Annotated in this window: 12 protein-coding genes; 3 read left to right on the top strand and 9 right to left on the bottom strand. The window is 49.6% G+C overall.

Features of this window, described 5'->3' with window-relative positions:
- Positions 1 to 309: 309 nt before the first annotated feature.
- Both groL and ACYVEA_RS25205 read right to left on the bottom strand, forming a co-directional pair.
- Positions 310 to 1,950 carry a chaperonin GroEL gene (gene groL / locus ACYVEA_RS25200; protein ID WP_461116195.1) on the bottom strand — a complete coding sequence of 547 codons (1,641 nt, stop codon included), beginning with the start codon at positions 1,948 to 1,950 and terminating at the stop codon, positions 310 to 312.
- 107 nt (positions 1,951 to 2,057) lie between these two features.
- Positions 2,058 to 2,354: a co-chaperone GroES gene (locus ACYVEA_RS25205; protein WP_012925587.1), complete on the bottom strand. Its 297-nt coding sequence runs from the start codon at positions 2,352 to 2,354 to the stop codon at positions 2,058 to 2,060.
- Positions 2,355 to 2,604: 250 nt separating this feature from the next.
- Here ACYVEA_RS25205 and ACYVEA_RS25210 point away from each other — a divergent pair, with 250 nt between their 5' ends.
- Positions 2,605 to 3,312, top strand: a complete 708-nt coding sequence (locus ACYVEA_RS25210) for a hypothetical protein (protein ID WP_461116196.1) — start codon at positions 2,605 to 2,607, stop codon at positions 3,310 to 3,312.
- Positions 3,313 to 3,374: 62 nt separating this feature from the next.
- On the opposite strand, the gene secG is transcribed toward ACYVEA_RS25210, so the two are convergent.
- The 6 genes from secG to tamL form a co-directional block, all read right to left on the bottom strand.
- A complete protein-coding gene (gene secG, locus ACYVEA_RS25215; protein ID WP_093822794.1) occupies positions 3,375 to 3,764 on the bottom strand; it encodes a preprotein translocase subunit SecG in 390 nt (129 codons plus the stop codon).
- 69 nt (positions 3,765 to 3,833) lie between these two features.
- Entirely contained in the window at positions 3,834 to 4,670 is an 837-nt protein-coding gene (locus tag ACYVEA_RS25220; protein ID WP_461116197.1) for a hypothetical protein, read from the bottom strand.
- Positions 4,671 to 4,765: 95 nt separating this feature from the next.
- Entirely contained in the window at positions 4,766 to 5,323 is a 558-nt protein-coding gene (gene lptE / locus ACYVEA_RS25225; RefSeq protein ID WP_461116198.1) for an LPS assembly lipoprotein LptE, read from the bottom strand.
- Positions 5,313 to 6,701 carry a sigma-54 interaction domain-containing protein gene (locus ACYVEA_RS25230; protein ID WP_461116199.1) on the bottom strand — a complete coding sequence of 463 codons (1,389 nt, stop codon included), beginning with the start codon at positions 6,699 to 6,701 and terminating at the stop codon, positions 5,313 to 5,315. The genes lptE and ACYVEA_RS25230 overlap by 11 nt, the downstream gene beginning before the upstream one ends.
- A gap of 92 nt (positions 6,702 to 6,793) precedes the next feature.
- Complete coding sequence (gene miaB, locus ACYVEA_RS25235; RefSeq protein WP_461116200.1) at positions 6,794 to 8,269, bottom strand: tRNA (N6-isopentenyl adenosine(37)-C2)-methylthiotransferase MiaB; 1,476 nt, start codon at positions 8,267 to 8,269, stop codon at positions 6,794 to 6,796.
- Positions 8,270 to 8,549: 280 nt separating this feature from the next.
- Positions 8,550 to 11,216 (bottom strand): translocation and assembly module lipoprotein TamL, encoded by a 2,667-nt coding sequence (gene tamL, locus ACYVEA_RS25240; protein ID WP_461116201.1) that lies wholly within the window; start codon positions 11,214 to 11,216, stop codon positions 8,550 to 8,552.
- Between tamL and ACYVEA_RS25245 the strand changes: the two genes are divergently transcribed.
- Positions 11,215 to 11,979, top strand: coding sequence for a TrmH family RNA methyltransferase (locus ACYVEA_RS25245; protein ID WP_461116202.1), 765 nt, complete (start codon positions 11,215 to 11,217; stop codon positions 11,977 to 11,979). The genes tamL and ACYVEA_RS25245 overlap by 2 nt on opposite strands.
- Positions 11,980 to 12,057: 78 nt before the next feature.
- Positions 12,058 to 13,935, top strand: coding sequence for a cytochrome c peroxidase (locus tag ACYVEA_RS25250; RefSeq protein WP_461116203.1), 1,878 nt, complete (start codon positions 12,058 to 12,060; stop codon positions 13,933 to 13,935).
- 116 nt (positions 13,936 to 14,051) lie between these two features.
- On the opposite strand, the gene ACYVEA_RS25255 is transcribed toward ACYVEA_RS25250, so the two are convergent.
- Complete coding sequence (locus tag ACYVEA_RS25255) at positions 14,052 to 16,253, bottom strand: TonB-dependent receptor plug domain-containing protein (RefSeq protein ID WP_461116204.1); 2,202 nt, start codon at positions 16,251 to 16,253, stop codon at positions 14,052 to 14,054.
- Positions 16,254 to 16,258 lie beyond the last annotated feature (5 nt).

The following is a 16,258-nucleotide window of genomic DNA, read 5'->3' on the forward strand; positions in this document are numbered from 1 at the left end:
AAAATTATTTCACCAAAAAGAATCAATCTTCCTGTTTTTTGTTTTATAATTGTGTCGAAAAGAAAAGTTTTTCATAACGTTGAGTAAATCAGAAAGCCAAGAGAGTGTCTCGCTTGGCTTTTTTCTTTGCCTGAAATTTTCTCTCTCTAGTGCTCTAATGCTAGAAATACGGCTTTAAGCTCTTCGCTTTTGAGTTATACCTAGTTCTTTTTCCTATAAATAGCTTATAAAAAAGGCCACCGATCGAAAGATCGGTGGCCTTTTACAAAATCAGGAAAATCTTTTTAGTCAAAAGAATCCCGGTCAAGATTACATCATGCCGCCCATGCCACCACCGCCGTGACCATGTCCACCGCCACCGGCTGGAGCTTCCTCTGGCTCGTCGGCGATTACACACTCGGTCGTTAGCAACAGACCAGCAATCGACGCTGCGTTTTCCAGAGCCAGACGAGTTACTTTTTTCGGATCAATGATACCGGCTGCAAACAGATCTTCGAACGTATCATTCTTAGCATTGTAGCCGAAACCACCTTCGCCATCTTTCACTTTGTTCACGATAACCGAACCTTCGCCACCGGCGTTCGCTACGATCGTACGAAGTGGCGATTCGAGGGCTACACGGATGATGTTGATACCCGTTTTTTCGTCTTCGTTGATGGCCTGGATGCTATCCAATGCTGAGATAGCACGGATCAGGGCAATACCACCACCGGTCACGATACCTTCTTCAACGGCTGCACGAGTTGCGTGCAGGGCATCGTCAACGCGGTCTTTCTTTTCTTTCATTTCTACTTCGGTGGCAGCACCAATGTAGAGGATAGCCACACCACCCGACAGTTTGGCCAGACGCTCCTGCAATTTCTCGCGATCGTAGTCTGATGTCGTGTTTTCGATTTGGGCTTTGATCTGGTTTACACGACCCGTGATGTCGTCTTTCTGACCAACACCGTTCACGATGGTCGTGTTATCTTTATCAATCAGGATTTTTTCAGCCTGACCAAGATAGTCGATCGTTGCGTTTTCAAGTTTGAAACCGCGTTCTTCACTGATAACCTGGCCACCCGTCAGGATAGCGATGTCTTCCAGCATAGCTTTCCGACGATCACCGAAACCAGGCGCTTTTACAGCGGCTACTTTCAGGGCACCCCGGATTTTGTTAACAACCAACGTAGCAAGGGCTTCGCCGTCAACGTCTTCAGCGATGATCAGCAACGGCCGGCCGGTTTGAGCTACCTGCTCCAGAACTGGCAACAGTTCTTTCATCGATGATACTTTCTTCTCGGAAATCAGGATGAATGGACGCTCCAATTCAGCTTCCATTTTCTCCGTGTTCGTTACGAAGTAAGGGGACAGATAACCACGGTCGAACTGCATACCTTCCACGGTTTTAACTTCCGTTTCGGTACCGCGAGCTTCTTCAACCGTAATAACGCCCTCTTTGCCAACTTTCTTCATGGCTTCGGCGATCATTTTGCCAATTTCCTCGTCGTGGTTAGCCGAGATCGTAGCAACCTGCTGGATTTTACCGAAGTCGTCACCAACCGTTTGCGCCTGCGTAGCCAGATTAGCAACAACGGCCAGTACGGCTTTCTCGATACCGCGTTTCAAATCCATTGGATTTGCACCAGCAGCTACGTTTTTAGCGCCAATTGAGTAGATGGCCTGGGCCAGTACGGTCGCTGTAGTAGTACCATCACCAGCCGAATCAGCCGTTTTAGACGCTACTTCTTTTACCAACTGAGCGCCCATGTTTTCCATGGCGTCTTTCAGTTCAATTTCTTTCGCTACAGTCACACCATCTTTCGTGATGGTAGGTGAGCCGAATTTTTTGTCGAGGATTACGTTCCGGCCTTTAGGTCCGAGAGTCACTTTAACCGCGTCGGCCAGGGTATCAATACCCTTTTTAATACGCTCACGGGCTTCGGTATCGAAGATTATTTTCTTTGCCATGATTGGTATAATGATGAATTATAAATGATGAATTAAGAATAATAGAATGGAGTGAGATAGACGAATAGTGGCTATTCTTCACTATTCACTCTACATTCCTGACTCAATTACAGAATTGCGAAAATGTCTGATTCGCGCATGATGAGGTACTCTTTGCCATCAACGGTTATTTCTGTACCGGCATATTTGCCATACAGAACCGTATCGCCTACCTGAACCGTTAGGGGTTCATCTTTCTTGCCCGCACCAACGGCTACGACCGTTCCACGCTGTGGTTTTTCCTTGGCTGTATCGGGAATGATGATCCCGAATGAGGTTTTTTCTTCAGCCGGTGCGGCTTCTACCAGCACCCGGTCGGCCAGCGGTTTCACGTTCACTTTAACGCTTTCCGTTTCTGCTACCATGATAATGAGATGATTAAGGTTATTAACTGTTTGTGCAATACGTTACACGACTCCTCACTTGCGCCAATTTCTGTGCCAACACGGCCAGACTGTCAAATTTTCAGGCTTTGGTCTGACATACTGCCATTGGCCACTTTAGCTAAATTTCATTCGGTGAACGTAGTAATAATGGCTTACAGAATTTGGTTGTTTGCCAAAAAGCACTTAGATTAACCTAGTGATACACGGATAAAGTGGCTACCGACGGTTTATGAAAAAATTACAACCTGACTGGTTTACGCAAAATTGGCTTGATGCCGAATATCAGAAATATGTCGTGATGGCATATTTACAAGCTGTTCAACAGAATTTCACGGAACAAAAACTCTGGCCTGATCTGCCCGAACTACGCAATCATTACGATGCTGGTATTCGTTTTTCGAGGGGCAAAGGTACGCTAAATGCGGCTTTCCCCAAGCGAATAAGTAGAGTTACCGGACCCCCGCCCCGAATTGAGTACAAATCTGAGGTAACGGACTCGGCGTTTATGATGGAAATGGATGCGATCATGGAATTCGCACTGCCGCGTTTTCAGTCGATGCTGACAGAAGGACAGCAACGCTGGGCTGATATTGCCCGGTCGTTGACGCTTACACCCGTGGGCATGTTACCACTACGTCCAGAAGAAGGCTATCTGCTGATCCATACCACAAACCAGTCCGAAACGCAGATTTATTACTTCTCGTTGAGTCTGTATTCGGAGCAGGAGCCCGGTGGACGGGTTGTAAAACTGAATTATGTGGAAGCTGTACGGAAGAGTCTGGTCAATACGTTTGAGAATATTAAACTTGACCTGATCCGGCGCTATACTTATCTGCCTAATCCAGCAACGTTTATGCTGGAGAGTCAGAAAACATATCCTGTTCAGGAGACCCTGTTGCCCATTGCCCGGCAATTGCTGGCGCAGGCAGCCGCATAATTGGGCATCAAAAAAGCCATTCCGTTTCGGGAATGGCTTTTTTGATGCTTGACATTAATACGTTACTTCTTAGGTGTTAGCGCTGAGCTCGATGTACCGGGCGTAGCAGCCGCACCAGGCGTAGCCTGACTAGGTGCTGGGGCTGGTGTCGGGGCAGCCGCACCAGGAAGCGTTTGCGTTTGGGCCCGATCTACGTTTGCGCTGTTGATACCACCCGCCTGATTGCGGTCAATCATGATGTAGGAGGCCAGCGAAAGGACCATCACACCGATGCCAAGGCCCCAGGTAATTTGTTCCAGCAGGTCGGTAGTTTTCTTAACGCCCATTAACTGATTCGAACCCAGACCGCCGAACTCACCAGCCAGTCCTCCACCCTTTGAGTTCTGGATAAGTACGATAAGAATAAGCAGAACGGTGAGAATGCAAATGATGACAATGATTGTCGTTACCATGAAGTCTGTTATCACCGGGACGCCGGTGCGTTTTATCTGTAAAGAGTTGTTAGTAATCAGGAAAGGTTTTTAGGATTCAGTTGCGTCACCTTTCGCCCTCGTTAATTCGCTGATTTTTGCCGCAAAGTACGTCTTTTTTTCGGGATTTTTCACCATTAACTTCCGATAGATTTCGCAGGCCTTATCAATTTTGCCCTGCTTCTCCAGGATTTTAGCAAAGCTCTCGGTTACCAGTCCACCACCAGCGGCCGCTATCGTTCGTTTCGTCAAATCTTCCTGTTCAAGTTGTTCATCTGGTTTGGTGCGCACGGGTGAGATGCGCGGCTCTTTCCTGATAAAACTGTCGATCAGATCAAATTGACGCTGTCGTTCAATGTCAGCCGCAGAGAGAACAGGTGGTGCTGGCGTTGTTTCGACAATCTGGGCGAGGTCGTTTTGCAGATTTAGTTCGGTGAGGGTCAGGTCTTCAGGTGTAGGGGTCGTAACGGCAGGTTCCGGCTCGTTTTGATTGGGTATATGCAGCAGCGAAAACTTAGGAAACCCGTTGCTGAATCCGATCTTCGATTTGAAGAACGCATAACTTTCCTGCTGGTAATCGTCGGGTATGTGGACGTGCTTGGACGATAGTTCGTTTAGCTTCGTCAGTAGGTTTTCTGACCATTGAAACTCATTATCAATCAGCTTACGTAGTGCATTCCGGCTCAGCGCATGGGCAGCTGCCTGACGAACATAAGGAACGGTCTGGCTACGTTGATGTACCGAAGCTGCTTTAGCCATCAGGCTGTGCAGCGACTGACAATACGGGTACGTTGACAGACTTTCCTGCAACTGCACGAAGTCGGTAGGTGTAAGATCGTCGGGGTGAGTGACCCAGTACGAGAAAGTTTCTTTATCGAGTGCCAGCATGAGTCGAAAGTAATGATGAATGGTGAATGATGAGTGATAAATGAAAAGAAGTTTTTGTATGAACCATTAATCATTTATAATTCATCATGCCAATTTTACCAGTCGGCGGCTGTTTTATTAAATATATCAAGGACAATCTGATCTAGAATAATCGGCACTAGGCGACTTTCGTTTTGGCTGAGTGTTTGATTCTGCGGGAAATCCTTGTAAAAGGAGAAAGGTTGCTCAAAATTTTTCGTCTCGTCTTTATTATTGTAAAATCTGGCCAGCACCGTGATTTGTAGCCGGTTGACACCCGCCTGATCAGTGGCCGTTGGCGCTACTGCCACCAAATCATAGCCTGTAATGTTGCCTTCCAATACCATGTCGCCATTGGCAGGAACCACTTTTAAATTCGTATATCGCTGGTAATATTCCTTTAATTTTTCATTGAACGTCAGCGGTAAGTTTGCTGGACCACCGGCCGTCGCCAATACGAAGTTATTAACGGTAACCGTCTTTATATCAGGAGATAGGGTTGTACCCGTGAAGGAGTAAACCCCGCAGGATTGAATGATGAATGATAAATTAAGAAGGATGAATGACAACAGGAAACGTAGTACTTTTCGATTCATCATGCTTAATTCATCATTCTTAATTAACTTACTCTTCATCAATCTCATACTGTTTGATTTTGCGATATAACGTGCGTTCGGAGATGCCGAGTGCCTGCGCTGCATACTTTCGTTTGTTGTTGTTCCGGCGAAGTGCTTTCAGGATCATTTCTTTTTCCTGCCGTTCGAGTGAGAGCGAGTCGTCTTCCTCCGTTTCATGCGTTACGTCTTCCACCGTTACATCATTGATGTCGCCGTCTACATCATCAAAAATCTGTACGGGTGGATGACTGCCATACGTCTCTACCGGTGGAGCGGCTGGCCCGTTGGGCCGGTCGCGGGGTACTGCGGTTGGTGGAGAGGTCGAGTTGTTAACGGCTGGCAAAAAGCGAGTTACATTGGGGTCAACTGCTGGGCGACTGTCGGTATCCGACGAAATAGAGTCGAACAGGTCTTTATGGGTATGCAAAATCTGCCGGCCATCCTGTTCATTACCGAGTACATCGCGGACAAGTTTCTTAAGGTCATTGACATCCCGACGCATATCGAACAATACTTTGTAGAGTAGATCCCGCTCCGAAAAGTTCTCGCCATTACTGCCATTTGCTTGTGGAAACAGAGCTAACGTGCGGTTGGGCTGCTGCGATTGAGGAAGGTATCTACTCAGGGTCTCGGCATCTATGGGTTTGTTCTGCTCTGATTCGAGGATAGATATCTGCTCTGCCATATTTTTCAACTGCCGGATATTGCCCGGAAATGGAAAACTCATCAGCAACTGCTTCGCTTCGTCGGTGAGTTGCAGTGGTTTGATGCGATACCGTTCGGCGAAATCGGTCGTGAACTTGCGAAACAGCAGTTCGATATCGGTGCCACGCTCACGCAGGGGGGGCACAAAAATGGGAACCGTGTTGAGCCGGTAGTACAAATCTTCCCGAAACTTACCTTTTTCGACAGCTTCCAGCAGATTAACGTTCGTAGCCGCTACAACGCGCACATCGGTTTTCTGGGTCTTGGACGAGCCAACGCGAATAAACTCACCGTTTTCAAGAACACGCAGCAGACGAGCCTGCGTACCAAGGGGCATCTCGCCAATTTCGTCCAGGAAAATAGTGCCGCCGTTTGTCGTTTCAAAATACCCTTTTCGCGAATCGACGGCGCCAGTAAATGACCCTTTTTCGTGACCAAATAGTTCAGAATCAATCGTACCTTCGGGAATTGCCCCGCAGTTGATTGCAATAAACTGACCATGTTTCCGGGCACTCAGGCTGTGAATAATCTTGGAAAATGATTCTTTACCACTGCCACTTTCACCCGTAATGAGCACGGTCAGGTCGGTAGCCGCTACCTGCATCGCTACGTTGATGGCGTAGTTGAGTGCCGGTGCGTTACCAATTATACCGAAGCGCTGTTTAACGCTTTGAATTTCCTGTTGATTCATAAATGGTTACTGAATTCGGTATTCGGTGTGTGGTTTACGGTGGGCTGACACAAAAACAACAATCGTAAACCATAAACCGAATACCATAAACGCTAAACTACGTCCCCGCGCAACGTTGCCGATGTGCATTCGGTTACTAACACATTGACATACTGACCTTTCTGGAGATCGCCTTTTGGGAAGACAACCATTTTGTTCTGGTCATTCCGGCCGCACAGGAAATCGTCGGAACGTTTGGACGGACCTTCAATAAGTACCCGTTGCACTTGCCCGATATGGCGCTGGTTACGTTTAGCGGAATGCTCCAGTTGCCGGGCGATGATTTCACTCAATCGCCGTTTCTTAACGTCTTCCGGAATATCGTCGGGGTATTTTTTGGCTGCCAACGTACCGGGGCGTTCCGAATAAGCGAACATGTAGGCATAGTCATACTGCACGAAATCCATGAGTGATAGCGACTCCTGATGTTCTTCTTCAGTTTCGCTGCAAAAGCCTGAAATCATGTCAGTTGAGATGCCGCAGTCGTCACCGAGAATCCGGCGGATGCTGTTGATTTTCTCGATATACCAGGGCCGATCGTAGGTCCGGTTCATCAGCTTCAGGACCCGGCTGTTGCCACTTTGGGCGGGCAGGTGGATGTACTTGCAGATGTTGTCATAACGAGCCATCGTGTACAATACGTCGTCCGTAATATCCTTGGGATGGGAGGTCGAAAACCGTACCCGCAGCTCGGGATGGATACGCGCTACCATTTCGAGAAGGTGAGCGAAGGTGACAATGGGCATGGGGCTCGGGGCAGTGGGCATAGCGGCTGAACTATTCTCTACCGCAAGCCCTTCACTCTCGCTCCCCTGCCATTTGTACGAATCCACATTCTGCCCGAGCAGGGTTACTTCGCGGTAGCCGCGGTCGAAGAGATCCTGGGCTTCACGAACGATGGAGTAGGGATCTCGGCTACGTTCCCGGCCCCGCGTAAACGGCACAACGCAAAAACTGCACATGTTGTCGCAACCGCGCATAATCGATACGAAGGCCGTTACGCCGTTGGAATTCAGACGAATAGGGGAGATGTCAGCGTAAGTTTCTTCGCGCGACAGAAACACGTTGACCGCTTTCTGTCCTGATCCAGCTTCTTCAACCAGTTTGGGAATGTCACGGTAAGCATCAGGACCCGCCACAATGTCCACCACTTTTTCTTCTTCCAGTAACTTGGTTTTCAGGCGCTCAGCCATACACCCAAGCATACCGACCAGCAGTTCGGGTTTTTGCCGTTTCAGGCCGGTAAGGTGTTTTAACCGGTGCCGGACTTTCTGCTCGGCGTTGTCGCGAATGGCGCAGGTATTCAGGAAAATTACATCTGCTTCTTCAGCCGTTGACGTGGTTGCATACCCCGCATTACGCATGACGGCAGCGACAATCTCACTATCGGCAAAGTTCATCTGGCAGCCATAACTTTCTATATACAATCGTTTTTTGCCAATGGCTAATTCATCTTCCAGCGTACGCGGTAGGTCAACCTGCTCCTTATCAGCAGCTTGCAGTATGGTCAGTTCGGGGATGAGCGTCATAGTTAATCGATGGTCGTCGGTCAATAGTCGTCAGCAGCTATCGATTATTGACTGATAGCTATCGACTCCTTTTTGCAAAATTACGAAGAAAGCCCCGATTACGCTGTCATTTTGGCAGGATCTGTGCGTTAATTTCTCTTAAGAGCGTATTGAAGGACTTATGAAGAACAACGTGCGTCACTCTTCGTCTCAACTGAATTTACGGTAAGTTACTGACTCAACTTTTGTCTACTAGGCGGAGATGGCTTTCAATCGGGGTAGTAAGCAAGACCAATACGTATCAGAAAGGGTAGCCAATCCCGAAATTAATCACCAATGGATTGGGACCGCTTGACAACCTATTGAACGAGAATTTTGGCAAAATGAAACGTTGATCATCAATACCATCGGGTTTATTACTGTCCGGAATGCGCCGGGCGGGGTCCCATACTTTAATGCCTCCATCGAAACGGATAACAAAAAATGAGAAATCAAACCGTAAGCCAACACCGGTGCCGACGGCAATCTGCGGGAAGAACGTATCGAACTTAAAGACCGTACCGGGACGATTAATATTATTGGTTAGCGTCCAGACGTTGCCCGCATCGATAAATATAGCCCCGTTTACGTCGGCGCCTAGGTGAAACAGGCGGCCACGTAGCTCCGCAGAACCTTCGATAATCATGTCACCCGGTTTTTCAACAGGGTAGTAGAACTGTTGTTGGTCGGGATATTTTGGATTATAAACGGGCTCCCTGTCATCATTTTTTTGCGGCCATTCAGACCCAGGCCCTAACCGACGAGGTAACCAGGCCCGAATACTGTTACTTCCACCAGCAAAAAATAATTTTTCGTAAGGGGCGGTTCTGTTGGAGCCATACCCATATACTAACCCTGTATTGAACCGAAACGCCAGCGTAGTACGGGAACGGAGCGGAATGTAATGCCGGTAATCGACGTTGACGCGCAGAAACTTATAAAATTGTAAACCTGTAGTATCAGTCGTATTGAAAAAATTACGTAACTGCGCATCGCTGAATAAATTCAGGGTCGTTCCGCCCGACTCAACCACGGCACGGAGGAAATTAGCGCGCCGATTTTGCCCTGGCGTATTCGTATTGTACGTATACGCGAAACTGAAGCTTGAACTAAGTGATCGCCGAAAACTCAGGTAGACGGTACTTCCCTGATTTCTCAGTGAATCGAGCTGGGCTTGAAATGCTTCGCTAATGGCCTGGCTTGTACCTCTATTCGCATTGATCAGATTAATGTCTGCAATCAGAAAGCTGAATTGTTTGGCGGCTGTTGTTTGCCAGTTATAAGCCATACTTGCCCGCAAAAGTGATCGTTTGAAATCGGGCCGATACGTATTGTTATAACTTAAACTTATCTGTGTACGGGGCGCATAGCGGTTGAACTTGAACCGGATAGGGCCAGGGAATAAAATCTGTGGAAAGATAAGCGAACTGCTGATCCCCAATTCCTGAGACGTGTAAACAACCCGATTGCTATTAGGGTCCGGTACAAAGCCAGTTTGCGCTTCCAGCCCATAGCGGACGGAGGTTTCCAGCGTTTCAAGTCCACCAAACAGATTACGCACCCGGAAAATCAAACTGCCAAATCCACCGGGAAACCCCTTTCCCTGATACAACAGACCCGTAGCGCCCCCTTCGGCTGTCGCTTCGTATTTGTCTAGAGGAGTGGCCGTAATAAGCGTTCGCAATTGGCGGTTCGTGGTATCAACGAAATTTAGATTGACGAACTTGAATTGGTTCAAGACGAATAATTGCCGTTGCGTATCGCGATAATCAGTCTGGCTATATAAATGGTTTGGCCTGACCTGAATTTTGGCATCCAGTAGCCGGACAGAAATATCGCGCCCACCGAGCAGATACGTAATACCATTGCGTTTGACCGTGTCCAGACTCACCCCAGCCACAATAGGTTGAGTGGCATCGGGGCTGATACGTACGTCTACCTCGCCAAAATGGTAAATCGGGTGAGCGGGTTTGCCCGGCGGATTGGCAATTTGCAAGGCCACATCGACATTGCGCCGGGTGGAGTCGCCCGGTTCCAGGCCATCGCGGAACCGGCGGTCATTCCCCCGCCGAACCGTATCGACGTCGGTTGCCCGGATATATTGACGGGAAAAGGCATAATAGCCCTGATCACGTAGCAGCGACTCAATTCGAATGCGCTCGCCCGACATATTATCGAAATCGAATCGCTCACCCACCTTAAGCCGTGACTTATCAAACGATTTACGGACGATGGAATCTACGCGCGGATCAGCGATGTTATAGACGATGTTCCGCAGGTAAAACCCTTCGTTCTCCGCAACCAGGTAGTTGACCCGGATCTGCCGGCGACGTAACGTATCGAGCTTATACGTGGCTTTTGCATTAAAGAACCCCTTGTCCGACAGATACTTCTGCATCTTGGCGGCATTGGCCTTTGCATCGGCTTCGGCAAAATAGGAGGGTGGCTCGCCAAGACTGCGCATGATCCAGTTGCCTTCTTCAGCCTTTACACGAAGGCGCTTTAACTGCCGTCCATATTGTCGGTTTAACTTTTTAAGGGCATCTGGTTGATTCGCTAGTTGCTGGCTTTGCTGCTCAAATTCGTTAGTTTTGGCCTGAAACTCACGCACGGCGGCTTCGTGATTATACTTGCGCAATCCCAATTGGTAAAACCAGAGCGGAGGGGTAATGGGCAGAGCCAGAATCCGGCGATTGGGTTTCTGGGGAATCAGGCTCTCCAGCGACTCCGTAGAGATCCTCTTGTTGCCCCGCACCGTTTGGGACGTCAGTAAATAGACGTTGTTGCCTAATTGTTTGGAACTCAGACAGCCGGATAGGAAGATAACGATCAGGAAGAGGCTTACTCTCGATATATGATGTATGGTGTACGATGTATAGCGCCTGAGCCGATCATACATCATATATTTGACATCATACATTTTTTTCATGCTTTCTAAAAATCAACTTAAATATATTCAGTCGCTGCATCAGAAAAAATTCAGACAGCAACACGGCGCGTTTTTGGTCGAAGGCGCCAAGAGCGTGCAAGAGGTGCTACAGTCCGATTTTCAGACCGAACTGGTCATCGCCACCGAAGCGTTCTACAAAGAAAACGTTCGCTTCACAGAACGCCAACGAACACCGGTCGAAATCGTATCGATGGCTGAACTGGAACGGGCCGGAACACTCGAAAGTAACAACGCTGCCCTGGCCGTTGTTAAAACGAAAGAGAACCGTCCTCTATTGGCCGCCCCAGACGAGGTTGCCCTTATTCTGGATGACATCCGCGATCCTGGCAACTTAGGCACGATTCTGCGCATCGCCGACTGGTATGGGGTTCGGAAAATTCTGTGCTCCGAAACGACCGCCGATGTCTACAACCCCAAAGTGATATCGGCCAGCAAAGGGTCGTTCACGCGGGTGAACTGGTGGTATGGCAACGTAGCAGACGTCCTGAAGCAAGCCAATGATGAGCCGGTTGGTAAAGTAGCCGTGTACGGCGCTTTTTTAGATGGTGAAGACGTGCACACGATGGCTTTCAGTAACTCGGGTTATTTGGTCATGGGCAACGAGTCGAACGGAATTCGGCCAGACACGGCGCAGTACGTTACCCAACGCGTCACGATTCCCCGGTACGGAGACGCCGAGTCGCTGAATGTGGGCATCGCAACGGCCATATTGCTGGACAACATACGACGGGTCACCCAATAACGTTTAGCAGCCTGGACGGCCACGTCCGGATAAACAACAACTGGCTTCACCCCGGAGGCTACTACTTCATATTTGCCAATGTATCGGTTACTGGGTTTACTCTTCGTGGTAGTATTTATTGCGGCCTTTCTACCGAAGGATTCCCCGTCCGACAGTAATGGGGTTTATGACCAGTTCCTGATTGACAAAGCACGTTTTCATCAGCAGGTGCAACAGTTGACCGCTTACGTACTCGCCAATTCACCCGCCGATTCGCTCAGGGCCGCTTTTGTGCGAAGCCGACAGGAGTATAAACGTATCGAATGGTTGCTGGAATACTATCAGCCGTTTCTGGCCAGTCACGTGAATGGACCGCCGATGGTGGAGGTGGAAGAATATGAACCGGGTCAGACGCCCATTTTGCCCACCGGCCTGCAAGTCGTGGAGCCGTATTTATTCCCTTCGTACGACCCCAAACAAAAGGCTGAATTAACCCGTGAGCTGAACGTGTTGATGGCGTACTCATCCCGGCTGGAGCAGGGTATACCCGCCGATCTTATCAACGATATCGACGTAGTGGAAGCCATTCGGCAGCAGCTATTCAGGATACTAGCCCTGGGCATCACGGGTTATGATGCGCCCGGTGCCCGGACCGGCCTACCCGAAGCGGTCATATCGCTCAGAAAGCTCCATGATACGTTTCGACCTTACGCAGCGCGGTTAACGCAGCCGCTGCGTACTCAATTGGAGCAGCAATGGAGAGAAACCATTCAGGCTGTTGAGCAGGCACCCGGCTTTGACAAGTTCGACCGGGTTGCCTTTACCAAAGATAAACTGTATCCACTCTGCCGATCGTTAAAACAGGCCCGTCAGGCGTTGGGTATTCGCCCCATCAGCAACGCCCGCTTCCTGTCGCCGAACGTAGCAACGCTCTCTGATTCCGGTGCGTTTCGCCCCGACTTCCTGATCAACTTTGGCGATTTTGTTAGCACGCCCAAAAAAGTTGCGTTGGGGAAAGTGCTGTTTTTCGATCCGCTGTTATCAGGAAACAATGCGCGCAGTTGTGCGTCCTGCCACCAACCCGAACGAGCGTTCACTGATGGCCGGCCGAAAAGCCGGGCGTTTGGTGGCCGGAAATCGGTGATGCGTAATGCGCCGACCCTGTTGAATGCGGGCTTGCAAAATGTTCAGTTCTACGATTCACGGGTGTTTTTTCTGGAAGATCAGGCGCACGATGTACTGAATAATATTCACGAGATGCGCACCTCGCCCGATTCGGTAGTCAAAAAACTGGCGGCCAGCCGTGAGTACAAAAAGCTGTTCAGTGATGCCTTTCCTTCGGGCCTGACCGCCCCAAATTTGCGCAATGCGCTGGCGAGTTATATTCGCAGTCTAACGAGCCTGAACGCCCGGCCTGATCAATACCTGCGTGGCGAATCAGTTGCATTGTCGGATGACGAACGGGACGGATTTAATTTGTTCCTGGGGAAAGCCCGTTGCGCCACCTGTCATTTCTTCCCGATTTACAACGGGTTTGTGCCGCCCATTTACGATAAGAAAATGGATAGCGAAATTATCGGCGTACCCCGTCGGCCGAAGAAACGACGCGCCCGAATTGATACGGATGAGGGGAAATTCAATACGTATCAAAAGAACATTCACCGCTTTGCTTTCAAAACGCCAACCGTGCGTAATGCTGGCCTGACGGCTCCGTACATGCATAATGGTGTGTACAAAACGCTGGACCAAGTGGTTGATTTCTATAATCGGGGCGGTGGTAGTGGAATCGGTATTGCCGTGGAAGGGCAAACTTTATCCGAAGATCCGCTGAATCTGACCGTGAAAGAACAGAGCGCACTGGTTGCTTTCATGAAGTCCTTGACCGACACCACGGGCCTAACCCAACGCCCCAAACACTTACCCGCTATTGAGGGAAACCCCGTGCTGAATGCGCGGAAACTGGGTGGGAGGTATTGATCGAGAAATTCACCCCACCCCCGGCCCCTCCCCTGAAAAACAGGGGAGGGGTGAGAACTCGGCAGTGTTAGTAGCCCCTCCCCTTAGTTCAAGGGGAGGGGTGGGGTGAATTCAACTCAAAACGCCACCGCATACCGCACTGATACCGCTCGACCCGGCAGGTTATACCCCCGCTTTTCAAAGTAGTTTTCATCCGTTAAGTTATTGACTTGCAGGGTCATCGTGTGCCGCTTGGCCAGGTTGAACGAAGCGGAGAAGTCCAGGGCCATATAACTCGGATATTCGATTTCGGGGCTGGCGACATCTGTAAAATCGGTGTCTTTGCGCGTACCAACGTAGCGGCCCGATAAGCGCATTCGTAACCAGTTAAGATTATCGTATTCTAACCCATAATTGACGTTTGTTTTCGCTACGTTGGCAATGTCCCGCTCACTGCGCGACGCATCCGTTCCGACAATAATTTCGGTTGCGCTGAACATCGACGTAGCATTGGCAAAGGCCCGAAGCGAGTAACGATAGGTTACCAACGCACCAAAGTCATAGGCCACTTCCGTTTCCAGACCCCGAATGTCGGAGTCGGCGGCATTGACGTAGCCCGTGCGCGACACGATCACATCTTTGTTAGGTAACACCTCATTGACGGTCGAAACCACGCGGGCAATCCGGTTTTGGACGTGCGTGGAGAAATACGTTACGTTCGCTGAAAGACCCATTTGAGGTTTGCTGAAACTCAGGCCCAAATCCCAACCCAGGCTACTTTCATTGGTCAGGTTTGGATTGCCTTCAATAATGGAAATTTTTCCCGCTGTCGTTCGGATTTCGGAATACCCCGCCACGCTGAAGGCATCCGGCGTTACGAATGCCCGGCCAACGGTTCCTTTCAGGCGTACCGATTGGAGCAGTTGATAACTCAGCCCCAGACTTGGACTCACAAACGGATTCGTTTTTTTACCGCCCTGATACGTAGTGAGTAGGGGCGTATCTTTCACATCAAACGTAATGTTATCGTAGCGAATACCCGGTTGAATAGTCAACCGATTGACCGTCAAAAGCAATTGGGCGTAGAAGGCCGATGAAATCAGGGCATAGTTGGGTTGAGCAGGTGCCCGTTCTGTCGTGTCATTCGTCCACCGACGGCTCCGGGTCGATGCATTCAGGTAATCGTACCCTACGATCAGCGAATGACGCCCGAGCTGCCAGACGTCTTTGAGTTGAATGCCCTGCCAGTCATTCGTTGTCTGGGTTGACCGGTATGGTACAATGGGTTTTCCTGATACGTTGGTTGTGAGGTTGTTGGTCGCTTCTTCGGCCGTAAAAACGGTTAGACTGGGCCGGTGCTGACCAACTTCACCCGTTAGTGAGGCTTCTCCTGTATTCCGATCAACATCTTTGCTGCTAGCTTCAGTAGTGCCATACGTAATATCGCCCGGCGATTCCACGTCGCGTGCCTGAAAGCGTTCGCCCCGCACATCAACCCGCCATTTGTTGCTCCATTGATACCCTACACGTAGGGCGCCGGAGTAATAATGCATCTGGGTGAAGGGGCGTGTCTGCCCATCGCTTTTAGATTCATCAACGGTTTCGGCTGGTTTATTGGCGTAGTTACGCTGGGACGTAGTGAAGCCAAAGGCATTCCGCAGGAGGTTGTCTTTCCCGATTTTATAGTCGCCCGCCCGTTCGAAATAGGCGAAGGAGAGATCATAATCCAATCCTTTCGTTAGGTTGCCGCCCACGTTCATACCCGCTTGAACAGTCTTGAAACTGCCGTATTCCAGAAATCCCATCCCCCGCGTTTCGCCCCTTGATCGGCGGGTTATTACGTTAATGACGCCCCCCATTGCCTGTGAGCCGTATAATGACGACGCGGGGCCTTTCAGGACTTCAATTCGGTCGACGCCGTTGAGGTTGATGAGCGACAAATTAGTCGCCCCCGCCGGACGCCCGTTAATCAGCAATAACGTACGCTGATTCAAACCTGAAAACTGTGGCCGAAATCCTCGAATGCCAATGCCCGACGAAAGACTTGGGTATTGGATAACATTTACTGAAGCCGTTTTTTTGACAATGTCCGTCAGGTCATAGGCCGGTGTCAGCGCCATGTCCTGTTGGGAAATAATATCCATTTTCTGCGGCAGAATTTCTTTGCGCGTCTCGTAGCGGGTTGCTGTCACGACCACGGGATCGAGGGCGCGTTCCCGCGTGGAGTCGGGCGTGATACGTTGCCCACTTGCGGTTGAACAGGTAGCGAACAGGCTGACAGATGTCAGAGCGGTAAACCAGAGAATAGGTATAAACTTCTGGTAAATAAGATGTTGCATGAAAT

The organism is Spirosoma jeollabukense (assembly GCF_054777855.1).